At 36.1% G+C, this 25,485-nt stretch carries 23 protein-coding genes; 4 read left to right on the forward strand and 19 right to left on the reverse strand.

Features of this window, described 5'->3' with window-relative positions; translation table 11 throughout:
• Nucleotides 1-21: 21 nt before the first annotated feature.
• The 12 genes from AC1DIV_RS20045 to AC1DIV_RS20100 form a co-directional block, all read right to left on the reverse strand.
• The gene (locus AC1DIV_RS20045; protein ID WP_477577260.1) at nt 22-618 is read right to left on the reverse strand and encodes a hypothetical protein; all 597 of its coding nucleotides are present in this window, start codon (nt 616-618) and stop codon (nt 22-24) included.
• 12 nt (nt 619-630) lie between these two features.
• Nucleotides 631-1,683: a bifunctional lytic transglycosylase/C40 family peptidase gene (locus AC1DIV_RS20050; protein WP_477577262.1), complete on the reverse strand. Its 1,053-nt coding sequence runs from the start codon at nt 1,681-1,683 to the stop codon at nt 631-633.
• Nucleotides 1,684-3,036, reverse strand: a complete 1,353-nt coding sequence (locus AC1DIV_RS20055; protein ID WP_477577264.1) for a type VII secretion protein EssB/YukC — start codon at nt 3,034-3,036, stop codon at nt 1,684-1,686.
• 14 nt (nt 3,037-3,050) lie between these two features.
• Nucleotides 3,051-5,024: a VirB4 family type IV secretion system protein gene (locus AC1DIV_RS20060; RefSeq protein WP_477577265.1), complete on the reverse strand. Its 1,974-nt coding sequence runs from the start codon at nt 5,022-5,024 to the stop codon at nt 3,051-3,053.
• A gap of 24 nt (nt 5,025-5,048) precedes the next feature.
• Entirely contained in the window at nt 5,049-5,708 is a 660-nt protein-coding gene (trsD, locus tag AC1DIV_RS20065) for a TrsD/TraD family conjugative transfer protein (RefSeq protein ID WP_477577267.1), read from the reverse strand.
• Complete coding sequence (locus AC1DIV_RS20070) at nt 5,701-6,099, reverse strand: hypothetical protein (RefSeq protein ID WP_477577269.1); 399 nt, start codon at nt 6,097-6,099, stop codon at nt 5,701-5,703. Before AC1DIV_RS20070 ends, trsD begins: the two co-directional genes overlap by 8 nt.
• A 16-nt stretch (nt 6,100-6,115) precedes the next feature.
• Nucleotides 6,116-6,445, reverse strand: coding sequence for a CagC family type IV secretion system protein (locus AC1DIV_RS20075; RefSeq protein ID WP_241665080.1), 330 nt, complete (start codon nt 6,443-6,445; stop codon nt 6,116-6,118).
• 11 nt (nt 6,446-6,456) lie between these two features.
• The gene (locus AC1DIV_RS20080) at nt 6,457-7,578 is read right to left on the reverse strand and encodes a hypothetical protein (RefSeq protein WP_477577271.1); all 1,122 of its coding nucleotides are present in this window, start codon (nt 7,576-7,578) and stop codon (nt 6,457-6,459) included.
• Nucleotides 7,579-7,711: 133 nt separating this feature from the next.
• Complete coding sequence (locus tag AC1DIV_RS20085) at nt 7,712-8,098, reverse strand: transposase (RefSeq protein WP_477577282.1); 387 nt, start codon at nt 8,096-8,098, stop codon at nt 7,712-7,714.
• Between the two features lie 398 nt (nt 8,099-8,496).
• Complete coding sequence (locus tag AC1DIV_RS20090) at nt 8,497-8,640, reverse strand: hypothetical protein (protein ID WP_477577272.1); 144 nt, start codon at nt 8,638-8,640, stop codon at nt 8,497-8,499.
• Between the two features lie 445 nt (nt 8,641-9,085).
• Nucleotides 9,086-9,559 (reverse strand): hypothetical protein, encoded by a 474-nt coding sequence (locus AC1DIV_RS20095; RefSeq protein WP_477577274.1) that lies wholly within the window; start codon nt 9,557-9,559, stop codon nt 9,086-9,088.
• Between the two features lie 57 nt (nt 9,560-9,616).
• Nucleotides 9,617-10,867, reverse strand: coding sequence for a ParM/StbA family protein (locus AC1DIV_RS20100; protein WP_063596936.1), 1,251 nt, complete (start codon nt 10,865-10,867; stop codon nt 9,617-9,619).
• Between the two features lie 722 nt (nt 10,868-11,589).
• On the opposite strand from AC1DIV_RS20100, the gene AC1DIV_RS20105 reads away from it, so the two are divergent.
• The gene (locus AC1DIV_RS20105; protein WP_001530443.1) at nt 11,590-12,492 is read left to right on the forward strand and encodes a hypothetical protein; all 903 of its coding nucleotides are present in this window, start codon (nt 11,590-11,592) and stop codon (nt 12,490-12,492) included.
• Nucleotides 12,493-13,536: 1,044 nt separating this feature from the next.
• On the opposite strand, the gene AC1DIV_RS20110 is transcribed toward AC1DIV_RS20105, so the two are convergent.
• Nucleotides 13,537-14,658, reverse strand: a complete 1,122-nt coding sequence (locus AC1DIV_RS20110; protein WP_477577275.1) for a hypothetical protein — start codon at nt 14,656-14,658, stop codon at nt 13,537-13,539.
• A gap of 1,312 nt (nt 14,659-15,970) precedes the next feature.
• Here AC1DIV_RS20110 and AC1DIV_RS20115 point away from each other — a divergent pair.
• A complete protein-coding gene (locus AC1DIV_RS20115; protein ID WP_477577277.1) occupies nt 15,971-16,456 on the forward strand; it encodes a hypothetical protein in 486 nt (161 codons plus the stop codon).
• On the forward strand, nt 16,456-18,111 hold the full coding sequence (locus tag AC1DIV_RS20120) for a helix-turn-helix domain-containing protein (protein WP_148359503.1): 1,656 nt from the start codon (nt 16,456-16,458) through the stop codon (nt 18,109-18,111). Before AC1DIV_RS20115 ends, AC1DIV_RS20120 begins: the two co-directional genes overlap by 1 nt.
• A gap of 761 nt (nt 18,112-18,872) precedes the next feature.
• Here AC1DIV_RS20120 and AC1DIV_RS20125 read toward each other — a convergent pair.
• The 5 genes from AC1DIV_RS20125 to AC1DIV_RS20145 all read right to left on the reverse strand — a co-directional run bounded on the left by AC1DIV_RS20125 (nt 18,873) and on the right by AC1DIV_RS20145 (nt 21,822).
• Nucleotides 18,873-19,463 carry a hypothetical protein gene (locus AC1DIV_RS20125; protein WP_137017314.1) on the reverse strand — a complete coding sequence of 197 codons (591 nt, stop codon included), beginning with the start codon at nt 19,461-19,463 and terminating at the stop codon, nt 18,873-18,875.
• Nucleotides 19,450-19,860, reverse strand: a complete 411-nt coding sequence (locus AC1DIV_RS20130) for a hypothetical protein (protein WP_048687620.1) — start codon at nt 19,858-19,860, stop codon at nt 19,450-19,452. The genes AC1DIV_RS20125 and AC1DIV_RS20130 overlap by 14 nt, the downstream gene beginning before the upstream one ends.
• A gap of 238 nt (nt 19,861-20,098) precedes the next feature.
• The gene (locus AC1DIV_RS20135) at nt 20,099-20,398 is read right to left on the reverse strand and encodes a hypothetical protein (protein ID WP_336865662.1); all 300 of its coding nucleotides are present in this window, start codon (nt 20,396-20,398) and stop codon (nt 20,099-20,101) included.
• A gap of 843 nt (nt 20,399-21,241) precedes the next feature.
• Nucleotides 21,242-21,550: a DUF3847 domain-containing protein gene (locus AC1DIV_RS20140; RefSeq protein ID WP_477577278.1), complete on the reverse strand. Its 309-nt coding sequence runs from the start codon at nt 21,548-21,550 to the stop codon at nt 21,242-21,244.
• 5 nt (nt 21,551-21,555) lie between these two features.
• Nucleotides 21,556-21,822: a hypothetical protein gene (locus AC1DIV_RS20145; protein ID WP_477577279.1), complete on the reverse strand. Its 267-nt coding sequence runs from the start codon at nt 21,820-21,822 to the stop codon at nt 21,556-21,558.
• Between the two features lie 215 nt (nt 21,823-22,037).
• On the opposite strand from AC1DIV_RS20145, the gene mobQ reads away from it, so the two are divergent.
• Complete coding sequence (gene mobQ / locus AC1DIV_RS20150) at nt 22,038-24,044, forward strand: MobQ family relaxase (RefSeq protein WP_477577280.1); 2,007 nt, start codon at nt 22,038-22,040, stop codon at nt 24,042-24,044.
• 886 nt (nt 24,045-24,930) lie between these two features.
• Here mobQ and AC1DIV_RS20155 read toward each other — a convergent pair.
• On the reverse strand, nt 24,931-25,092 hold the full coding sequence (locus AC1DIV_RS20155; RefSeq protein WP_477577281.1) for a recombinase family protein: 162 nt from the start codon (nt 25,090-25,092) through the stop codon (nt 24,931-24,933).
• Nucleotides 25,093-25,485: the final 393 nt, after the last annotated feature.

Below are 25,485 nucleotides of genomic sequence, written 5' to 3' on the forward strand. Positions count from 1 at the left end.
CCGACAAAACATTCGATACACTCAGTTCTCTTCAAAAGGTTCGAAGGACCCCATTAACTCTAATTTATCAACGAGCCTTTTCTCTCCATCCAAAGCGATCGTGACCTCATACAGTTGATTTTTCCTGGGGAATGCACTGCCACCTACAGAGTATTGTGTTTCCATCTTTACCAGCGCTTTTGCTTGGTCCTTTTCAACAGCACTTAGATAAACATGTAAAGACTTCACTTCATTTTTGAATTCAATTTCCATACTTCCCATTTCTCCTGAAGCCTTCAATTTTGAAATAACGGACTCTGCTAACCGATCCTTGACCTGATCAAAACGTGAAGCATAATTTTTGTTATCGTAATTAAATAGTCCTCTAAAAGTTTCGTCTACAAAGCTTTTAACCTCTTCACTATTTTCAATTTCATAATAGGTTGCATTCCGTTGAAAGGTATTCAGTTCCTTGTCTTTTGCATTCACTTTACTTTTCAACTGAACCATCTGTTTTTTGGTTTCGATATTTTGATCTTCTGCTTGAGTCATCATGGTCTTTTGACCAACATACATAAATCCTAAAATCATATTCGCTAGGATGGATAGTCCTAACAACGTAGTGAAAAATTTATTCATGGTGTTTTCCTCCTAATGGGACACTCTACCAAAACCAGCTAAATGAGATTTCCAGTAAGGCGAACGTATGTCATGGATTCCAATACCCGAACCGTTAGAATCAAACATTTTGCCATCTCCTATGTAAATCCCGACATGTGTGATATATTTGTTGGTCTCATAAGTTCCAGTAAAATAGATAAAATCACCTGGTCTTGCTTCAGATGGCGGGATTTTCGACGACACATCATATTGTTCCTGAGCAGTTCGTGGTAGCTTTATCCCCACTTTAGCAAATATCCATTGTGTAAATCCCGAACAATCAAATCCTCTATGGGGATCTGAACCTCCCCATACATATGGCCAGCCTACATATTTATTCGCTTCTGTGATAATCGCATTAAATGCTTGTTCCCCCAATGGGGAAACATCTTCACTACCGACAGCAATTCCCGTCGGCATTAGGTTTCCCATCACTTTCTCCACATACGTATAGTCTCCATAGCAGTAAGGTGCCCTCCAATCCGAACAACTCCATCCTTGTTTTTCAGTTTGGGCCAATGAGAATTGTTGGGCTAATTCAATGGAATGTTTTTTTCCGTTTGAAGAAATAAAACTCAGGTAACCAGAACCGAAATTGTATGACTGAACAATAGCTGGAAAATCCACCCCGTTCTTTTGTCCATCCTCTAACACCGATTTAAAATGTTGAACCCCTAAATTCACGGACATTACCGGGTTTTGAATGGCGTTTGGCGGTAACCCGACAGATTCAGAACTTTGCATAATATCCAAGGTTTGTGAGTTTCCTATTTCCTGATACATGAGGGCCAGTAGAAAATCTGTGTATTCCGGTATTCCGTACTTCGTCGTATATTCTTGAAGCAGGCCCTTCCATTGTTCAATATGAGGTGGAACATTAGCCGTTCCAAATGGCGAGTTGATATATCCCTTTGGCTCCTCTTGAGATTGAGTTCCGAGTAATAAGCCCGCCATTAATAGTAAGGAGAATACGACGCCTATCGTAATTTCCTTCCAGTACCGGACGACAAAAACGGTTCCCTTCACAGCAACTGTTGCTGACACTTAATTAAAACCCAATTTCTTATCAAGTTTATCAAGTTCGGTTTTATATGTTGTGAGCTCCTTATTCTTTGGATCAAGCTGTTCCTTAACATCTTTGGATTTCACGTCTTTCTTTTTCTTGAGATTCTTTATTTGTTGTTCTAATCGAGCCACTTGGTTTTGCAATTCCTTTTTTCTGATCGTAACCGTTAATTCTTTGTTTTTTAACCTCTTATTGAGATCGTTGGCATCTGTTAGATCCCCGTGTTCAGCAAAGGCTTGTCCGATTCGAAGTTGTTGGTCCTCATCCTTTGTAAAAGCCTGCATCGATAGCAAAACACTGTAATCATAGCTTACTATTTTCTTTTCGATGTCCAGATAGTCACTTTCGGCATCTAATCCTAGTATTTCTTCCTTTTTATTCGCTTTATATAAGGCTTCCACACTAGGCTTTATCAAGTTATCGTCTGCCTCTATTGCCTTTTGATATTCACCTTTTTCAAAGTAAAGATTCGCAAACTCTTTTTTTGAACCACCCGTTTTCTTCAACAAAGAAAGGGCATCATCATATTTGTCTTCACTTAATAGTTTATAAAATGTTGATTTTTGTTCCGCTTTTTCAAGTTCTGTTGCATAAACCGTTTCAGCTTCCTTGACTGCCATTTGTTGAAGAAAAAGCACCAAAGTAAAGACTGCAGCAAAGATTCCGATAGAAATTCCTGTCAGGATCCTCTTTTGCTTTTTGATTTTTTGTTTTTCCGCTTCTAATCCGAAAAAATGCAGCGTTTCCTCCACCTGAAGTTTACTCGCAATCAGCTCTTTCAAATCCTCAACGGAGCCAGCATTTTCAATCCGGAAGAAAAATTCATCTTTTTCCTTTTTTAGCAGATTTTCTTTTTCCCGTTTATACTTTTCATAGGAAAAACGGGAAAACATAGATAGAGTTAGAATTTTGTATTGTTCCAGTTTTTCAATATGGCCTTCAAAGGGCAACCATTGATTGCTTCTGTATAGAAACTTTAGTTTTTTCATATCTTTAAAAAAAATGTTTCTTGGGTGAATCAGCACTTTCCCCTTAAAATTGTGTAAAGGATCCAATTCTAGCAACTGATTTAATAAAGCAAGCCGTAATACGGTGGAATATGATTTTGCTATTTGTAGAGGTTGGTAACCTTCCTCCATTTCATAATCAAGAATCAAGCGATCGTTTTCTTTTTTAATATCTTTCAGTGTAAAGAAATACGGATGTTCTTCCTGAAGTTCTGTAAGGTCCTCTACCCGTTCAGCCAACACCTTATTTGTCGCAATTTCTAAACGATAGTGCCTATTTTTAAGGATGAATAACGTTCCGAGTTCAAATAATTGGATTTTCACTGTTGCCTCCCCCTTTACAGAACAAAATTTCGAACTTCTTCTTTTTCAATGGGAGTCATTTCATTCCTTCCCTCATAATCAGGGATTTCATCAGGATCTAAACCATATTTTTCAAGGTACCGTTTTTTATTCCAAAGACGTAGCTCTTCTTGCGTGAGCTCAACCCGAATGAATGCACGTTGAGACCCGTAAACAATTAATGCCTCTCCCTGACGCTTCGCTCGTAATAAGGAAATCTCTTCATCAGAGAATGATAGATTGATTTTTTTAACCACATCTTCAACACCCTTATTGTCCAGTCCAAAAAATATTTTTGTGTGACTATTTTCAATCATGGCTGCTCCTAGGTTATCCTCGGTATCCAGTACGTCGATAATTTGTTGCGTGCCTGCGATAGCGCCGGCATTATACTTCCTAAATCGTTTATAAGCTTGATAAAAGAATCTCATCGAATCCGGGTTCTTTGATAAGAAGTGGAATTCATCAATAAATAGGTACACCAATTCCTCTTTTGTTTTCGTCACTTCATCCCAAAGGAAACCAAAGATATTAAAGTAACAAGCAGCCTGCACATCCACTTCATTTTGTAGGGATTTTAGATTAAAAGAGAATAGAGAGTTATTGATATTCACGTTCGTATGGCCATTGAATAACGAGTTAGATCCATGAACATAACTTTCCAGGATAAAATAAAAATCCTGTATTTTTTCATAGCGTTCTAAATCATTTGTCTTCAATGTACCTAAATCGTCATAAAAGTCCTCGAGAATCGGAAAGTCCTTTGCCATTAAACTTGTAAAATTGCTCTCTTCATTAATGGAAAAACGATTGTAAAGGTTGATCAGTGCCTTATCTAAAATACTAGATTCAACTTGGGATAAGTCAGCTTTTAAAACTTTGAAAAAGGCCTTAAGACGTTGAACCTTTTGTTTAACAAGGTCCCTTATGAATTCCGAATCATCATTAAAATCTTCGGTGTCCGTAATTTCTGTGGAGAATATCTCCAAAGGGTTGATTTTCGTTGAACTATTACTACTGAGATGAACAACTTCACCTCCAAGGATTTTCACAATATGCGAGTACTCATTTTCTGGATCAATGATATATATCTTGATTCCCATGGCGTAGCAGCGAAGAATCTTTTGAACCATAAAGGTAGATTTTCCAACACCTGATGTCCCAATGACCACCATATTTTGATTTAATGTACGTTGTGTATCCAAATAGTCTATCGCAACCAACGAATTGGTGGTCTTATTGATCCCTTCCACCTGAGCCGTCGGGGATAAATAGCAAATCTCTGAATCATCGAACGGAAAGAAAGAAGAGGCCGCTTCACTGTTGCACATCTGATAGGTATAATCCTTTAATTGATTATCCCCTAAAGGCAGAGCCGACCAGAATGCCATCGGTGTTGCGTAATGAGGGTTTAGAGCTTTCATTCTCAGTTTCGTTAAAATCCTCTGGACATTGTCTTCTAAGGTCTTCAGATCTTCTAAGGATGCAGCTTGAATGAAGATGTATGTATACAGATACATAAAGGTGGAACGGTTTGATAATACCTGATTTAGTTGATATTTTGCGCTTTCCAGTTCGGATTGCAACCTGATGCGGGTGGCTGGATCTCTTGTTTTTAATAGTTCCGCATCTTTATTTTTAATAGAGTCATTGTAATAGCTAATCATGCCTTCTGAATTGGACGGTTCTAGGTACTGGACAAAGGATATGTTTCCTTTTAATCGCTTCAGATCCGATAGCCAGTTCCCTTTTTGTTCTTTAGGATAAGCAACGACAGCCAGCACCTTAATATAGTTGCCACCACTTTCGATATAATTCTTATTTTCCTTCCAGACAAAAGGATAAATGGAATTAAGTTCTTCGGTCTCTAACATCCCATGTAAAATGTCTTCAGGACTTTGTTTCACCTGTTCGTCCTGCTTATTTTCACGTTTTATTAAAGAAAATAAAGTAGCTAAAGAAAAAGGCATTTGACTTGCTCCTTTCCGAACCGGTTATCCGTATAGTTTTGACATTTCAAAATCAAAGTATCTGTATAGCAACGATAACGTATTTTTCTCAGACAATTTTCTAATCGTTATATCGTACGATTCAAAAGTGGATCGCAGGGAGTTTGTCATTTCCTCCACCTTTTTTATTAGAATAGTTTCAGCACGTTCTAAATCTTGGAACGTACGTTTATTCATTTTCTCCCTAATGACAACAAAATGTTGTTTTGTCGACATTTCATCTTTCATCCTTATCCCTTGGAAGTGATCGATGTAAGATGTGATTAGGGCTCGCTTGTATTCATTACCTGTGTTATCCTTATTCTCTAATTCGTGCAAATAGCGTTTTTTCCAACCTAAGTTATAGGAACGGAAATCCACTGGAACCGTCATCGATATGGTTTGTAATTGATCATGGACTTGACTCATTAAGAATGAACCGTAATCTTCAAATAAACGATTCTGTTCATACTCCGCCAACAAATCTAGGTTGATACCACTCACTTGCAGGATGGACGTCAGATATCCATTTTTCAAAAGTACATAGTCTTTGTATATCCCTTCTATAATACTTATGTCTTGAATTGTCGATTTTCCTTTTTTTATAAGGGTTTCTACTTCATAGTCAAATTCTTCTCTATCCATTTTCTTATTATGATTAACCACGGAAATCATCCCTTTTATTCGATTTCATAAAGAACATCTTCTGTCTATTGTTGTAATGAATAATTCGTTTTAAATAGCTACTATATGTGATATTTGGCCGAGCAGATATGGGACGTAAAACAGCGAAGGTTAAGGAGCCTAACAGCAAAAGGGCCATAAAGAACAATTTAACCATCATAAATCCCAATGAATAAGGGGGAATGAACAAGATAATGGCGGAAATAACGACCGCCGGTAATATATATCTAAAGAAATTCATTAATGATAAGCCTTTAACAATGTTATAAGATCGATCGACATTATCAGGGAAAACAAACGTTTTCCCCTTGCGACTGTCTTTTTCCCCAAGTAACTCTTTGAGAGCCTCTCTAAGCACTTCTTTTTCTGTCATCTCTAGTTCACCTCAATTAAGCGAATAACGCGTACATCCACGGAACAAGCCATACGATTGCGGCTGCTAACCCTACCCCTGCCAAAGCCATTCCTACTCCACGAAACATTTCGTTTTTGGTATGAGGATCATCCACGCCTGGTAATTTTTTAATGATGATCCATATGGATACGCAGATACCTACTGTAACAACAAGCCCCGTTAACAATGTTTGAACTTGTTTCAGTCCCTCTTTGATTTTTGCTGATACATTTGCTGCTGCAGATGCTTGCTCTGGAGCGATATATAAAAGTAAAAGAATTGCAGCAAACATCAGTAAGAGTTGTAATTTTTTTAACGAAGTCATATGTTTCCTCCTTAGTCGTTTCCCCTTATTTCTTTGAATTGAATATCGGTTTCCACCTCTTTTACCTGTATTTCTTTCAGCTTTTCTAATTGAATATGATTATTTAAGCTTCCCAACTGTTTCTCGGCCTCTTTCTCAGAGAAGTAAGGGGAAACTTTTTTCACTTTGCCACTGCCACTCAATTTCCCAATATACGAGCCAACTTGATTTGAAATCACCTCAAAATCATGTTGTTTCTCTTGGCTTTCTTTATTTACTTCCATGCCATAAAAGGCAAGGAAACCTTCTGCAATAGAACGGCTATCCATGATAACTTCATCAAACATTACTTTCATTCCGGGGTTATCTCTTACTCTTTCCATCCATTTTTCTGCAATGTCAGGCAACCAGACGTCTCGTTCTTTTTGATTCTCTACTAATGATAGCCTTGTCCCTTGACCATCATTTGAAATATTATGGATTGTAACAGTCTTTCCTAAAAGATCTGAAGGAATAAAATACTCTTCTATTGCCCTACGAAGAGATTGTTTTCTAAGTTTAGGATCATTTTTAAGTTCCTCTTTTACAATAGAAGAGCGTGCTTGTTCGATATTTTCATAAGTTGTTAGGGTTTTATAAGATATTGCTAAATTTAGCCGAAGTTGTTTATTGTCATGGAGGGAGAATGCTTTTCCATCTTCCTCAAGGAAGAATGAGTGCATTCTAAACTTTTCGAATTGGGAGGTTCCGAGTGTTTTTTGAAGCAGGTCCTCTTTGGTTGGAAATACTGGTGTGACGATGTGCGCTTCCTTAGATTTTTGTTTATAGACCCCGAAGTATGCATCTTTATCCTTCAGGATGACAAAAACACTTTTTTCCTTATCGACTGGGAATGTTTCAATAGAATTCCCTTTTATTTCAAATAACTGAGGGTGATGTTCCTTTATCATGGCGTAATATAGCTCATACTCAGCCTCTGTCTTCTCTTTGGTTGACCAAGAAGTGAAATCTTGTTTCATACTCTTCTTTTCCTGGTTCATGAGACTTGTCCTATCTAAACTTTTTTGTTTAGCCTGTTCAATCATTTGTAGAATAGAGTTAGCAATCGTAAGCATGGAATCGTTGACCGATCTTTCAATCGAATCATTTCTCATAACAAGATCATCTCCTTACTGGCTCGAAATGATTTTACTGAATGAAACAACTTAGCGTACAAGGAAAAGGGACTTTCAATAACATTAATTCACCCAAAACATGTGAAAAATTGTAAAAATCATTCTCCTCACTTTAATTCTGAATGGGCTTGTTTACATCCATATTCCGCTGAACCATTTTATCCAGTTGCGTACCCTCGGTTGCGATAAAATACTTTTGGTCTGATGGGCTACCTTTGTCATTTAATTTAGTTTCTGAAAACGCCTTATACCAGAACCGTGCTGCCCCCCCTTTAAGAGCTTTCATGATTTTGGGTATATAATGAGTGGTCTTACAATGGATGATTAAATTCACTCTGCACTCCCTGATATCCATTTCCACTATTTTAAATTCATGACGGGACGATACGGATTGAAAATATTTTTTAATAAAAGTCTTTTCCTCATCTTTTAGGGACCTGAAATGTTTTGTGAAAAAGGTAATATGATAGTGCAAGAAACTCACGTGATATTTGTTCATCTGTATCTTATACACAAACAATTTTCCCTCCCCACTAAAAAGGATGCTATTTCAATACCTTTGACGTCTCTCTTGCTTGTATTTTACCAGCGATATTCCTTTTATTGATTAAATCAGCCAAAAAAATACAAAAAATGAACCTATTGATGGGATTCGTAGTCATATAACCCTAACTTTTCTGGTTAGTATTCTAGAGACTTTAGTCTTGTTATTATCCTTTTTACTAATCCTTGATCTATTCTTTTCTGGCTAGATCAACCGCTAGATTCTGATTTCAATTAAGTTTTTTAAGTTCATAACGGTAAAAACCTTCTTTTAAGAAGAAAGAAAACAAAAATACGCGGCTGTATTATTCTCAAGGAATAATACAGCCGCGTATTTTTGTTGTTTTATTATCGTTATTGTTCCATCATCTTAACGTCTTCCAAATGTTTTGGAACATATTCATTAAATTGGTTAAATAAATAATTAAGGTAGGAGTTTAGTTCAAATCGATCTTCCTGAATAAAATTGACAAATGGGGTTTTATCTTCTTCTTCCATCTTTTCCTCCCCTTTACTTTATCTTTAATATCATCCAGAACCTTAAGCACACACCAATTTGAAGTTCATTGCATTTTCCGTTTAGAAATAGTAATTTTTTAATGAATCATCATTTTTATAAATGTAGTATTGGCCCTGCCTACGCCAAGATAACATCGCCTGTTTTTATTATAAAAGAAAACGCTTACATTTCCCAGTGCTACTGTAATACAAATTTTGACAAAACCTTCGAATATAAAATGTACGTCCTGTTTGAGAACTTTGTATAAAGATCCAGCCACTCGATGGAACCCCCTATATATAAAATTTCCAGTTAAAAAGGGCTCTTTCCATTTGATCTGGGTGTAAAATTAACAAAAAAAGAGACTGATTCAAATTAGTCGTTATTCAACGACCTTTTGAATCAGCCTCTTACATATATCTGAGCTCTATTTTTAAAAGTGTTTTATCCCTTTAAATTGGTCATCTTCCCCAACTTCAATAGTTTAGAAAGGGCTTCGTTTGATTGACCCTTACCTTCCTTAGCATCTTCTTCATGATTCACAGGCGCTTCAGATGGAACGATTGGTGAGGAAGCTGGCTTACTTTTCTGGGTTACCGGCTGCACCACTTGCTGGGCAAGCGCCGTCCCTTCGGGATTCCCTACAATTAAAGAAACGATATTATAAAGAATCCTTTGCCCTTCCTCCGTTTTCAAAAGTGCTAATTGATCATTCGCAAAGGTGTCTAGTGGAAGGTAAATACCTTGTTCTTTATAAGATCCATTCCGAACCTTTAATCCATCTTCAATAAGCGCGCTAATAAGTTCATTTCTGCTTTTAAAGCTGTCTACCAACTCATTAAATTCATTAGCCCATTTTATCGAGGTTTTTGGGGTATATTGAATTCCCCTACCTGGAGTGATTTTTCTATTGGACAACGTTACCACCACCTTGTATCACAACTAAAAGAAGATGCTGCTCCCACTCTTGAATTTTTATGCTTCAATTGATTGCTTTTCAATTTCAGCAATAATATTTTTCAAGAGATATGCCTTACTTGTAAAGAAACTGGCTTGATCGATATTCGGAGGAAATAAACAATCTTCATCTTTAAGTTCCGCTAGGTATTGATAAGCGAAGAGAAGCCCTCCCCCGACGATAATCATTTGCCCAACGTTTGTATCAACAAAATACCGGATGACTTTATCTTTTACTTCTTCGGCATATTGTTTTGTATATTTTTCTACAATCTTGGTGATATCTGCTGTTTTGGACTGCCATGTCGCTTTAAAGACAGGAGAATATTTAGGTTTTTTAACCATTTTATCGATTTCCGGCTTGATGAACTTCCTCATGAATTCTTCACGTGTAAACGAAATCTTAGGAGTTTTATTCACCCTTTCAAAACGAGCCCTTATGCTGTCGAATTCCTTTAGTTCAGCTGCTTCTTTCATGATTAAATCAATATATTTATTTGTACCTATCAGATGGTTTGTAGATTTAGTTGAGTTTAAACCATTTTCATCATAAAGAGCTAAATCCAATGTACCAGCTCCCAAATCAGCTATGGCAAACTCATCATGGATTTGTGATGAAAATTCAGTTTCCACCACTTCCCCATCCACTAAATCAAAGGCCAATGCTAAGTAGCTCGTTACGCCTTCCACATTAAGCTGAACATCCGTAATGTTAATGGTTATGGTTTTGCCTTTATAAGGCCCTTTTATTGCTGTAATTTCATGCTCACCCATATATAAGTTGATTTTTTCCGAAGACGCCTGTTTGGCCTCTTCTATTGGAAGCCCAAAACTCAATGGAACGTCTACCTTATTGGTCTTACCCGATTTCCAAGCAGCTAAGGCTAATCCCGCTAAAGTTGTTACAACATGGATTTCATTCCCTAATTTATCTCTTGCATCACTGCTGGTTTCTCTTAAATTATTTTTGTCATTCGTTGAAATTTGAGCATATTCCCCTACTGTATAATAAGCATTTGTTCGATTCTTTGGTAAGGCTTTACTTTTAATATGTAAATGAAGGATCATATCATCAGGAAAAGATTTATCTGCGCTTTCATCTGGCATATCTTCGGCAGTCGTTTCCGCGTTTTCCCCGATAATACTCGCGATATTTAATGAAACAACATTTCCATTTTGATCGATATACGTAATTTTATTAGAAATGTTCCCGCTATCCACTCCTGCAATTAAATAATCCTCTTTAAATAAAAAATCAAGTTTTGTCATGGTCTTCCTCCTTCGGACTAATCTAGTTTAGTCTACTTACTATCCAATATATAGAGACTCCCTGTTAAAGTCAATAAAAAACTAGCGCTAAATTGACGTTAACGATATTTCAGCGCTGATTTAATATCGTTAAACTAGCGATATCCCACCGCTTAACACACAACCTTTTTGCCCAGTCGGTTCGTTTTAACTATATATTTGACGGTAATTTGACATTATCGGTCATTTAACTCCTTTAATCACGAGAGGATTAATCGCAATTTATCGCTAATCCATTCCGCGTTATCGCTACTTATCGTCAAATTAACGTTATCGGTCATTTAACGTTGGAGATTGTAGGAGAATTCACTTCATATAAACCACATTAAACTAGATTAGATTAGATTATTAATGAGGTAACCATCCACAAATTAAAGATAATAATTTCATATTGTGCATTCTACCGCTAAATTAATGTTATCGGTCATTTAACGCACGAAATGTAGAAGAAACTCATTGAAAATCTAAACTAGATCAGACTAGATTGGTTATTATTGTACTTCCAGTTTAATCTAGACTAGTTTAAACTTGGTCGAATTCGTTCATTATTTCTAGTAAAGCAAACAAACCTAGTTGATTAGTCTTTATCTAGTAGGTAAACTATAGATACAGATAAATTGACGCTTAGCGATAGGTAGACAAAAATAAGCTATAGTTAAACTAGCGTTAAGAGGAGGGTTATCGTGACAAACAGAGTTCAGGCAAATAAGGATTTCATTACAGAAGCACTTCGTGACGATGCTTTATTCACTTCGTTGGTACTTGATAAGGAATACAGTGCCAAACTATTTAAAGAAGATATACTAGAGTTGGATCCGAATGCCATGTATTCAACCACCGATTGTTCCGATAAGATCTTTAATATCGCTAATTCGACGTTAAGGTATTACGTTAGGATGCTAGAGGGATACTTAGAGATTTATGTAGAAGGTAGAAAGAAGCGATTGCCATTTCTCACTGTTTTTAAAATCCATATGACTTTACTGTCAATTGAAAGGGGAGAAACGATTTCCGATATTCAAGTTAAGTTATCGCTAAAGTCGATTCCTCAACAAAATGGCGGAAAAGCAAAAGGGAGTAAATATAATGAGGATACCTTAGATCAATTATTCTCGGAATTTGATAGAAGGCAGAATGTAATGATGAGAACCTTCACGCTACAAAACACAATCAATCTAATTGAAGTGGAGTTGCTGAGAAGGAGAACTGGAATAGCTGATAGACAAAGACAAATTGAAGTTATAGAAGAAAAGATTAAAAATCATCGGTTAAATCGAAAAATGGATCGACAAGCAGCGAATGTGTTACGAAAAAGTTTGGAGCAAAAGAAAAATACAGGCTTTTTCTCTTTCTTTGCAAAAAAAAGTACAGAAGATACTCTGAATATAGAATCTGACATACTAGTGGATGAAAGGGATATCAAAGCTGACCATATAGAAGTGGAACTCCTTGAAGAAATTAATGCAATTAGACAGAAGATTAGTCAAATGGAAGAAGAATCACTTGCTTTAGAAAAAAGGTTAAAATCTGAAACAGCCCTTCTAACAAATGAAAGGGAAGTATTAGAACAAACTATGGAAGATTAATGTTTCTTTTTTATTTATTTTTGGTCTATGGGATAAGGTGGAAAATTGGAACCTCCCAAACTTTTATATGTAGTACGCTTTCTGGAAGATGGATATTTAACATTTAGATTCAAATTAGGAATAAGAGTGTCCTTTTGCTTTATGAAGATCAATGATGGTCTAGAGCTTCTCAATGAGCTCTCTAGAGCTTTATAGCAAGTAAAAGGGGAAAGGGGCCTTGCCCCTTAATTAAATACGTTATTGCAGGAAAAAGATATAAGTTTAGGCCACCGTCTTGGGTGGTCTAATTTTTTTACAAATTATTTTCTTTTTTTAGGTATTACTTGCAGAATTTTTGGTGAAAAGCGATTTCCTGAAAGGTTTTATAGAATGCTGCTCATTTGCTGAATTTTCATAGCTGTCGTTTTAAGCTCGCCCCAACTAATTGGAGGTTTCTTCTGTTGACTGTATAAAATTTATAAAAAATGAACCTTAATCTAACTAATGTGGGTGATTAATATTTCATTAGTTTTCAATATATAATTTTTGAAATGCACATTGTTTTACTGCGAGTACATTATTCTTAATAATCTATTATTTTAAATTCTGTTTGAAGTGATTTATTTCGTAAATAAACAAATTTAATAAAAAGGCATATTTAATAAGAGAAAACAGATTTAATAAAAGAAACAGAAGTAATAGGCATTTTTCTATTGTTAGGTATATCCCTTGAGGGACAAGGTTTCTAGCCATTTCTAAGAGTCGTTTAAACAGAGTTTCCACTTTCCCACATATAGAATGTAAATGAAGTCACATATACACAGGACTTTTTTTTAACTATTTACATATTCACAGGAGGGTATTTTAAATATCCACTATTTCACAAGTCTACATTCGGAATCTATTAAGCGTAAAAAAATAATCCTTCTCGAAAATTCTGCCAGAATTCGTGACAGAAGAGGGAAGGAAAGACTTTTGTTATAAGGGAATACTTCAATATTTTTTTTGCGTATATTCGAATAGCCCTGTGAATGTCTTATTTTTTCACAAGGCTGGGTTAAGCTATTAAATTACACCGTGTAGCTCTGGTGCTTGGCCGGTTTTGGTGTACTCTCTGATTTTGGCTTCATGGATTAATTCATAAGGAATCTTTTTTAAGGCCCCAGGGAGATACTTTCTAAAGGCCATTCTGAAAAAGGCGCCAATCGAGTAGAAATGGAAAGAACCTTTTCGTTGTTTTTCTGTATGTATATGAATTCCTATCTGATCCATTGTTTGTAAAAAGAAGGTTTTCATGAATCGATCACGTATGGTGAAGCTTTCATACTCCTCATCCATAAGATAGTTCAGTTTATTCATTACTTCCTGCTTAAAGGAAATCATGACATCGATTTGGTCTCTTGGTTTAAATTTAATTTGATGTCCATCAAAGAAGTAGGTGAGCTCTTTTGATAGTTTCGCCATGAGTGAGTTGACATTGAATTCATCCGTGTTTTCTTCGACACATTCCGGCTTCAATGAAAAGGAGGCTTTTTTAATCCATATTTGCTTGCCACGAATCTCTATCCCTGTGAATTCGATGGAAAAAAGAGCTTCTAAAACGCTTAAAGTTTTACGAACCCCTTTTGCATTTTTGTTTAGTTGAAGTTTAAGTGTCTTCATTGTCCGTTCTTGTTTTATTTTCTCCATTTCACCTGTCTTGCTGAAAGACAGACCAGTCCGGAACTGGTTAAGTAAGGATAAGAGAAGTTCGATACCTTCAGGGTTCGAGGTACGTACGAATTCTGCTAAAATATTCGTTTCAAAAAGGGCGTGCGGTATTATTAGGTAGTTGAGAGATACACCATTAAGTTCAGGTGTATTATACTTATCAACATCTTTTAACACGATAACAGGTAACCCTTCATGGATTTCCTCTTTTACAAAATGATGATCTTCTAAAAATCTTTTTCCTCCCCAAAGGGTAGAATAAGAGATTCCAAGTTTCTTTGCCCAGTAAGAAAGATTATATTCCTTAAGCATGCCTCGTTGGTTTTGTTCTACTTGTAATTGGTTTAACATGGTCATATATACGACATAGGCAGAGGCAGGAGGGCGCTCAAATGACTGATCACGAAGAAAATGGAATTCTTTTAAGATGGCGTGATGCATTCTAAAACCATCGATTCTTATTCTGGATTCTTTCATTTTAGGCCCTCCTCTCGTCTAATTTTCTAGTTTGAATTATAGCAGAATGGAAAAACAGGAAATGGTGTCCTTTATTAAGGGATTTTCAAAGTTGCACAACGTGTGCTCATCCCTTGGGGCGCAAGGGATTGAAAAAAACTCTAAATATTTTTGTGTGAAAGGAAACGTCATTTTTTCACACGGTTTGTGCATGTTGTGAAAGGAAACGTCATGAATTCATGGATAAGCAAATTAGGATAAACGTTGATATTTCAATGTTTTCATAAAATAGTCCATCCATAAATGGACAAGAATAAAAAAACTTGCACAGAAATGTGTGCAAGTTTGTGTGAGAGCAAACGTCATTTTTCTTCATTTTAGAACAAAAAGAGATAAATTTAGGCACTGTTTTGTGTGGGCTCCTAATTTTTGCTGAAATATTGTTGGTGATTTAGGGGTGTAAAAGGTTGGTTGATCAAAATGTTTTAAAAAATCACAGATTAAAAACAGGGAATTGTGCACATTGTGAAAGGAAACGTCAAACAAGAAAAAGTTGCACAGCTTATGAGTGAGATGTGCAAGAAGGCGTCGAGCTTATGGGATGTTGTTAATGGAAGATAAACTTGCATACCCTTATCTTTGTGCACATTGTGAGAGCAAAAGTCCAATGAAGGAAAAGTTGCAATCCCATATAATGGTGTGCATGTTGTGAAAGGAAACGTCATTCTTTAATCATTAAGAGGGTTGAGATAACCACTGGTATATCAACGTTCTAATGAAAAAAGCCGTTTGTAATCGAACTAAAAGCGTAAAAGTTGCACAATACGTGTGAAAGGAAACGTCATTTCCCTTTTTATTTGACCAGAAGGAGATTACTTTATGCAAGGACTTTGGTAAAGAACCTATATTTTAAAAGAAGATTATTAAAAGGCTTGTGCACATTGTGAGAGGAAGCGTCAAATAAAAGATAAGTTGCAATTTTATGGAGAGTAGCCATCCGGCTGCTTTTTTGATTTATTTTCCCCATTTGCCTCCCGAATCGTAAGACAGCGGAAGCCTTCTAACCTTCCAATCGGCAGGAAGCAAAGGAGGCAGCCTATAGGTCAAGGGGTACCAAACTTGCAAAAGGGGAGAAATCATCCCCCTTTGTGGAAAAGATGCGCTTCGTGAGTTAAAAGGGAAAATATCGCAAGTGAACAGAGAAGAAGTGTTATGTGCACATTGTGAAAGCAAACGTCAAAATTAAAAAAGTTGCACGTTTAACTCATGTGTTGACAAAAGCAACAATGCTCACTCATAATTATCATATTACTAGATTAGAAGGGGAACACATATGGATTTTTTAGTAGGAGTTAAAGAGGTGGGGGAAATTCTCGGATGGGATCGGAGAAAGGTTTCCACCTATCAGCTGCGTGGTGTGCTTCCTAAACCTGTGGTCCAATTATACAGTGGTCCCATATGGTTTCGAAAACAAATCGAATTTTATAAGGTTGGGAAAGATTTTGGTGTCAGGACTTATTATATAAAAGATGAGATGGTCTATGAATGTTTGCATAATCAACCTCTCAAAGATACTATCTATTCCCCTAACGACATCAAAGAACAGATGGGAAATTATATCCTTTATCAGGAAAAGGACATCCAACAGTTGAAAAATGCCATCCTAGAAAAAAATCCGATCGTTCAGTTCCTTTCTTTTGAGTCCGTTAGCTTTCTGCACGATTTGGGTATTTTGGAAACCGTTGTTTTTCAAGATTACATCCAACAGTACTCATTTGAGGACATAGAGTCGACAAAAGAAGGGCGGGTTAAAGAATAATGTTACAACCCCTGCAAACGAAATTTTTGAATGTCATGAAAACGATTTTTCCAGATTATCCTCAACTCTTTGTCGATTGGAATATGGATATCAACCATCTTATGTCAGGTCAAGATGATTACCAGCCTAGCCAAACATTAAAAGCATTTTTTGTGATTTTGGATAGCTTGGTGAAAGATTATGGATTGAAATTCGAGGATATGGAACAATGGGTTGATGATTACATAGAAGAAATTAGAAATTTTGTCCTTCCATACATACAGATTATAGGAGAAGAGAATTCAGCACCTTCCCCAAAGTCTAACAACAGGGAAGTGATAAATGCCTTGTTGAATCAAAATTTTGCCGAGTCCGGTTCGGCCTTATTATTTCATAAATTAAGGGAGACCATCAGTAAAAATGAATTCGACATTGCGACCGAGATTCCTACTGCAAGGATTGCGGAGAGGGCTTTAGAAGCGACGGCTCAAGTGAGGGCAGAAAATGATTATCTGATGATGAAATCAAATGTAGCCATCGAACAATGGAAAAATCTCACCTCTCAAGCCATCACGTCGATGGATGACTTAACCGCAGATATTTTTGATATTGTCTCGATTCTTTGGATGCAACAGGCTACTCATAAGGACCAAATGATTCATTTCCATACGGATGATGCTTTGAATCTAAGGAGATTGCAAGGTCGGAAAGAAGATTTAGACGGTTATCAAATGTCTTATCGAAAAAAAGAACGTGACGATATCATGAAAAGGTTGGCCGCTCTCACAACGATATGGATAAGAATTGAAAAAGAGAATTTGAGGTTCATCAATGAGGATCAGGGAGATTTTGAGGAAATTGGACAAGTCCAGTTTAATCCCTTGTTTTTGGTGGATAGTGTGACGGTAGCCTATCGGGGGGATAATCCGATTGGTATTTATGAATGCAGCATTCGTCCAGGGGAATTGCTTGCAAACTTCTTATACGGTTCCCAAAGGAGCAGTGGGCTGCTTGCATTAAAGACTCTAGAATACCATCCAATTAAGCAAAAGTACCATAAACGGTTATCCAGGTATCTGTCCTGGCAGTGGAGGATTCGCCAGAAGAGTGCAGACTATCTCAGGGCTTATCATATTGGGGGAGACAAAGGGCTTTTAAAAGTCATGGATTTGGACGTGAATCCGCGATATGGTTCAAGGATCAGGGAACAATTTGAGGAAATATTGGACACCCTGCAGCAGGATGGAATCATTAAAGGGTGGAGCTATAAGGAAACAACCCTTGAGAAGCAAATTGAGCAGGAGAGAAATTGGTTCGCAAACACCTGGTTGAAGGCACGTGTCCAAATCATCCCACCTACTGAAATCACGGGAATGGGAGATGACCAGGACTTATTATTGATTGAGGATCAGGACTATGACACAGAGAATTTTCTAACGATGTTGAAGGGGATGACGGACAGGGAGTCTAGTGCAACCAAGGAGATGGTTGAAGAAAAGCAGGTTTCTCCTGAAACGATAAATAAGGAAAGAACGGATCGGGGATTAAGCATTTTAGAGGCAGCTAAGGAAATGGGAATCTCCCATAGTACCTTGTCCAGGTATGAAAGGAATCTAATTAAACGCCCGTATACAGTCAGCTTAGAAAAGATGAAAGAGTGGTTAAATGCAAAATAAGCATCTAAACGGTGCTTATTTTTTTTGAAGATTTTCCTAACATATCATGCGGAGCATCATCTCAATAAATAAAGATAAATACATCTTAATTTGCACCGACATAAATCATGAAGGGTGTATGAACGATCAGTTATTTTTCATGTGGAATAAAATGGTAATGAATGTTTGTGTTGAAATGTGTGTTCCATGGGATTTTAAATGCTTTTATACAAGAAACAAAAGAACGTTTATAGTTTATTGAACAAGCAATAAAGATTGAGGCCATTATAATTTTTGTGATTGAAGCAGAGAGCAAGGATCGCTGGTGAAAGTGCTATTGGTGACTAAGTTGCCTTGCTCGAAATATACTATTCCCTCAAAGGGCTAATGTTACATATTCGCAACAAACTGTGAAAAGTTCAGGCCGAAAAAGTAACTATCCAACCGTCAGTCAAATGTTGCTACAAATACTAACAATAGATTGGACTTGTCTCCCTGTGTAAGCCAGTAAGCCAATTCAATATCCGATAAATTTGGGGTGATTATTGATGCAAATATTGTTGGATCAATAGTCCGGTGATATGAAATAGAAGAGAAGTTATTGGTTAACGAAGGGGGCTAGTGCTGAACACCGAAAAGCATAGGTAATGAGCTTGGAGAAACTTATACAAGTTCATTACCTACGCAAATTGCATTGTGTATGCATAGGTTCATATTTTGAAATTTAGTCTGAGATTAATGGACTTTCCCCTTCAAATGTGTTCCGTAGCCTTTCGTATATTCTATTCGGTTTCATCATCAAGCAGGCGCAGGATATTTTCTATGACACCCGCATGATCACCTTTTCGAAATTTATCAATAAAGTCTATATAAAGAAGCTCAAATACCCTTTCTAGTGTGTAACCATGTTCTGGCTGAACTTCCTCCATATCGGCAAGCAAAATCTCTCCACGTAAGGCGTATTTCCTTCTCATGCGTAAATTCAACGTTTTTATTTCTTGGTTCTTTTCTTTATGGATTAATTTAAAAGCAGATACCCCATGCTTTTCAAGTCTTGAATCTTTACCAGCATACTTATCCAATGAGGTGAGCAATCGGAATATGGCATTTGAGTCTGGATTCTTTTTCGCAAACAGCAAAAAGTCATTATATAAAAGATTCATCAAGTCGTTTTGTTCGAAATGCAGGTCTGATAGGTCTTGAATATCTTCACAGAAAACTTCTGCTCTTAGAAATAGATTCAAGGGGACGTCTATATTCAGTAAGATGGTTGAAGATTTATTTACTTTATGGAGTAGCTTTCCGATAAAGGTTGTTGATCCAATTAAAGATAGTTCTTCATCTATAAGATTGGCTTGGCTATATTTCCCCATCGGTTACGCCCCCTAGTTGCCTTTTTTTGTATGCTTCTATAAATATCCGATGAGCTGCTTTTCGAACGCTGCATTTCCAACCGGCCGCATAATCACCTATCTTTTGATACGTTTCATGATCTACTTTGCAATGAACCGTGTAAGGCTGGTCTGTATAGGTGACGTCAGGGTATACGAGCACCTGTTCAAGACCAAACAACAGTATTTCCGTGCCAAATGCTGTTTTGGAGCCATTCCAGTATCGTCGGGATTCCCGCCTTAAAATCATGTCCATGGGTTCGTCCACGGGGATTTTTATGTCATGAAGCTTATCCGAACGAACTTTTCTTTTTTGTGGTTCAATCGTTTTTTTATTAGAAGAAGAGAGAACCGGATTCAAATGTTTAACCTTTCCCATTTGGTTTTCCCCTTTCAGAATCGTCTTTTTCTTTGGGTTGGTTGGTCAGTTGGTTACATCGTTACGCTATGCCAAGAGTGGAGGGAGGTATATTTACTAGGGATTGTGGCAAGGCTTTTTTTAAGTGAGGTGATACGAAATGAGTAAAGATATTTCAAAAGAACTGGCTGAAAAGCTTGCTAATAAGGCATCCACACTACATTACGTAAAGAGCACAAATGAATCTAAAAAGAAATAATTAGCCTAAAATAATCTTGATTCCACCCTGTTCAGTGAGTTTGTATGGGGCTTGATTCTGTTTTGTAATATAGTTTTGATCTGTCCAGCAGCCATCTTCATCCCGCCCCCAATCTGGGCAGGGGAGAGGGACGTCAGCAATTTTATGTTTTTGAAGGATAGTTTTATACTCATTTGAATGTGCGGCAACAAATAAGGCCAAACGGATGATTTGATTACGGTCTAGATTGGTCGCTTTATACACATTCTCTATATAATTTTTATAAACGTCCGGGTATCTTACGGTAGGTCTATACACCATTTTCCTTCCTCCTTTTAAATAGTATATGGACGTCTGCTGGTTAAAATGCCATTTGGTCAAATATGGTTTAGTGCAAAAATTCTGAGGTTGATCAAGGAATAATTAACCTAGATTAGTCTGGTCTAGATTTTTTAAAAAACAAACTAGTCTAATCTAGGTTAGACTAGTTTGAAGTGATTTAGTTTATTTTGTTATTTGAATCCATGGAACTTCCAATAAAGAGGGATAGTTAAAAAAAAAGAAAATTTGTCTGTTTGTTTTACTACTACGCCGTTAGATTAAGAAGGTAAGAGGGGGCATGTCCTACCCGAAACAGAGTAAGATAAGGACAAGTCTAGATATTGAATAGCAAGAAGGGATCCCCTTTTTAAAACAAAAGTACGTGCGCCTCTGCATTAATATCGATTGATAACCACTACCTGTAAGGTTAACCCTAAAACTGCTTCATTTAGTCACATTTTGGGCTATCGGCACCATAGAACGTTCTGAAAACCAGAAGATATTAAAAGACAAAGAGAATAAAAGGTTCAAGGAGAGTTGCATATTCTTATCAAGAATTACCACCTAAAATCGATGTAAAAAGGCAAACACATATTAGTCATGGCTAATATGTGTTTGCCTTTTTTTTGAAGCGAAACAATCTATGATCGTGTTCATTTTACTTGATCTAATTTTGGTTTTTTCATTCATGATAATTAAGTATTTTAAAGACAAAAAAATACCATTACTGATAAGAACTAAATAATTCATACTAAGTATAAAAAAACTAAAAGGATAAAAAATGATACCTTTATTATGAAAATTGAAATGAAGAAAATAGCGAAACTGTTTATGTGTGGTTAATTATGGGGCGTTCAAGAATGGCTTTATCTTATTATTTTCAATGACTTCTTCATCTAAACTTTTTATCTGTCGAATTACATATTCTTTATTTTTATTTTTAAAATTAGCTAATACTTTTAGTAAGTTTTCAGTATCCTTGAGGGACATACTTTCTTCTTCTAAGTACTTTTCCAAAAGTGCTCCTTTTTGAATCAGCCTACGCGTTCGTTCTTTTCTGGCTTCGTTTGAAACTTTATGTTCTAAAACCCTCTTCTTTTGCTCCAGAACCTTTATTCTGTCCTTCATTTTTTGTAATTCTTCATTAGGCATATGAATTACCCTTTAGGTGGATTTTGTGGAAAATCCTTCTCTTCCTCATCATCCTCTTTTGAAGAAGAGGCTTCACTTAATGATTTCACTTGATGATTAAATGAATCAATTAATTCCTTTGCTTCATTCACATCTTCCACTTCCCATGAATCCATTAGATATTTCCCAATCTCCCTTTGAGTGTTGTTCAATATCCTTTTCTGTTTTTCCTTCAATCTTTTGATTTGCTCTTCAATACCTAAAATCTGTTCTTTCATATTCTGTTTTACCAACACAAGCACCCCTTATGGATATTTTTCCTAATTGTAACACTTGTCCTAGAATCTGGAAAGTGATAGAATGATCCCGAAGATTAAATCAAGGGCGCACTTATATACCACTATCGTGGTATTGTGCATTGGTTCCTTCTTCGAAGAAACCAATTTCGTGAAGCGTCTAAAAAATTCGCTTCGCTCATGTTATGAAAAGAAAGTGAGGTGCTTGAACCGTGGCCATCTATCATTTCTCAAATCAGATTATTTCAAGAAAAAAGCAACAAAATACCATTGCTGCAGCTGCATATCGTTCTGGTGAGAGATTGGTAGATGAAAGAACTAATGAGTCCAAGTTTTATAAAAGACAAGTGGAACCGATTACTCATATTCTTGCGCCTAGTCATGCACCTAAATGGGTATATGATCGTCAGCAATTATGGAATGAAGTGGAGAAAGTAGAACGACAATGGAATGCACAACTTGCACGTGAAATGAATGTAGCCTTACCAAAGGAACTATCTCATGAAGAGCAAGAACAATTAGCCATTGAATTTTGTAATGAGGTTTTTGTGAAGGATGGCATGGTTGCAGATTTAGCGATCCATAGAGATGATGAAGAAAATCCACATTTTCATATCATGTTAACTATTCGACCTTTTAATGAAGAGGGAACATGGGGAAATAAACAAGTGAAGATGAAACAAATCATGAATGGAAAACAACAAATAAAAGCCATACATACAACTGATTGGAATACCAAAGAAAAGCTTGTTTACTGGAGAGAGCAGTGGGCGACTTATGCAAATCAATTCTTAGAGAAAAATGGTTTTCCTGAAAGGATCACACATTTATCGAATAAAGATCAAGGGCTTGAAACACTCCCTACCATTCATGAAGGAGTTGTTGCAAGGCAGCTGCAAAATGAAGGGAAAGAATCTGAAAGAATTCGGATAAATATGGAGCGTAAAGAGTACAACAAAATCGTCATCGAACTGTCAGAAGTGAAGAAAGAAAAACAGATAAAAGAAAGAACAGAGAAGTTTGTTCGCCGCTTCACTCCTTTAGAGAAAAAACAACTACGTGAGTCAGCCAAATCCTTACGACTTTTTGTCAATTACGAAAACATTAACACTAGAAGGAGCCAGTTAGACAAATGGCATGCGCGACTAGAGTTGAGTCAGGATTCCGTTGATACATTTAAAAAAATGAACCGGATTGAAAGAGAAACAGACATGTTAGATCAAGCTGAAAATATTTTGGAAAATGAGGCAAATAGGTTTTTAGAAAAGTATTATCCACACTATAATATTGAGAATCTTACTAAAGAACAAAAAATTGAAGTTGTTGAAACCACGCTCGCACAGAATAAAGGGTTAAGTGGCTATGAAATTGAAAAAGTTATAATTGATTTAGAGAAAAAACAAATTGAAAAGGACTTATATGTTTTACTGAACAATAGGACACAGTTTGTTCTTTCCATACAAAAAGAAATACAAAGTGCAGAAAAGCAGTTCGAGAATTTGCGTTTGAAAAATGGGGTTAATTTTGCTGATGGATCTACAATCAAAAATGCTTCTGAAAAAGAGTTAAGTCAAATGCAGTTTTTATTAAAACAAAAAGAGAATTTGAACAAATCATTAGGCCTGTTGGGACTACTTTATGACCACCAACTTCAAGCTATGTATCCTAATTGGGTTGGACGTAATTATTTATCGCTTGAACAAAAGGAATTCTTTGTCATGGCAGAAGAGTATTATGGGAAAAAAATTACGCCTGTAGATTTTTCAAACCCACCAAGAAAATACTCTAAAGATGAACAAATTGAAATTATTTCCTCTTTTTATCAAATTAGTAACGGTCATATTGACTCTAGAAATCAATCTATTGAGCTCTTAAATAAGAAGTATCCAAATTTCCAAATGGATAATCAATCTTATAAACATATGTTCTATTATGAGTGTATGCGATATTCTAACGAAATTGGCCAAGAACGAATGAATCAACTTCAAAGTGCTTTTGATGTCCAGTCGGTTGGTAAAGAAGAGGACTCCGAACTTGAGCGTTCCACCACTTTCGGTCCGAAAGCTAATCATAATTCAAGTTTCTTGTCTTATGATGGTTCTGATTTCTTTTCTATTCTTGAGTATGCCATCCGTGAAGCTGATCGAAAGTGGAGAGAAGATGAACTTGAACAGAAGAATAAAAACAAGAGGAAAAGACAAAAGGGAATGGAACGCTAGTATTGGGGTTATTTGATGGATGTCGAACACATTCTAGCGTTCTGGTCGAAGGCTTGCTATCTTAACCTTTTTCGTAGGTGAACAATGAAGCAGATGCATTATTTGGGATTTGAAAATTAGCTGGATCGACTAACTTGAATCATTTTGGAGAGTCCTCGAACGATTTGGAAGCTACAACATTTGGGTCCAATGATTATGTGCGAAACTGTATGTTTTTGGTGAAGATAGAAATTTGAGTCATATAGCCAAAAACGTTTTGATTGCAATCGCGGTTAAGAAAGTAGGGTTAGAATAAGGCCTTTATCCTTTACAAGTTAGGAAACCTTGCTTGCAGCTGAAAAGATGCACATTAATAAATGGGGATAAAGGAAATATTATTATTTTTGACCATTAGGATGAGAGCATATTAACATATCAGATGACTGAAAAATATCAAAAATAGAGTTGATTTCCCATTTATTTTTTAGCCGCGGTTATGTAAATTGTGGAGTTACCCGAGCTATTGTCAATAGAACCATAATAAAGATTTTGATTATTTTAAAATAAACCTCGTTAGAATATATATAATAACCTTCATCCATAAATAGCTAAATACTCATTATTCTTATTTAGCTAGATATGTATGGGATCTCGCACTAATGCTGCTTAAAAAATAAAGATTAATAAAACTTGTTGCTGTAAATGAAGGGAAGAAACGTTAAAATGATCAACTTTTACTTACTGAAAACAGCTACAGGTGTAGATGATGAACGGTAAAATGCCTTTTTGAAATATTCCAATATCTTGCTTCTAGTTCAATAATCATTCCTTGAGTATCTCTTCTTTATTACGTGCAAACCTAGAAAGATTATGAAGACTAACTCATCATCAAAACGGATTTTTTGTTTCACTTTTGATACTCTGGACGTTCAAAGTTTCTACCGGAAGCAATATCAATATCTATATAAATTTTATCCCAACTATATTCATTCAGTTCTTTAATTTGTCGGTCAACATTTTGCGTTTTTGAAGATACACGTGCATATCCTATTTTTTGTCCTTTCCACATAATAAATTCTCCCTTTCAATCTCTTTTTTTAACTCTATTTATTATACAACTTATATTTTACAAACAAAAACCACTCCCACATATCTTTTTAATCATCCACTATGAGTGTACTCAAAATTTACAAGGTATTTCGATTTCTTGAAAAAGCTATTCGACAAGTGCTTTCAGATAGGCATATCAGAGATAGCAAACACATCTGATATAGCAACACATGATATGTCTAACTCTTTTCCTATTTCGTATCCTGTTTCAAACGAATGATGTGTTCATTTTAAATATCAAATAGATATTTTTGTTGTTATTTCCTAAAAACACCCTACTATAATAGTAGGAGGTAGCATTTGCCATGAAAAGAATACTAGTGTTTCTAGCTACATTTATGTGTTTGTTATG

It is taken from the genome of Peribacillus sp. 05N428, from assembly GCF_056397085.1.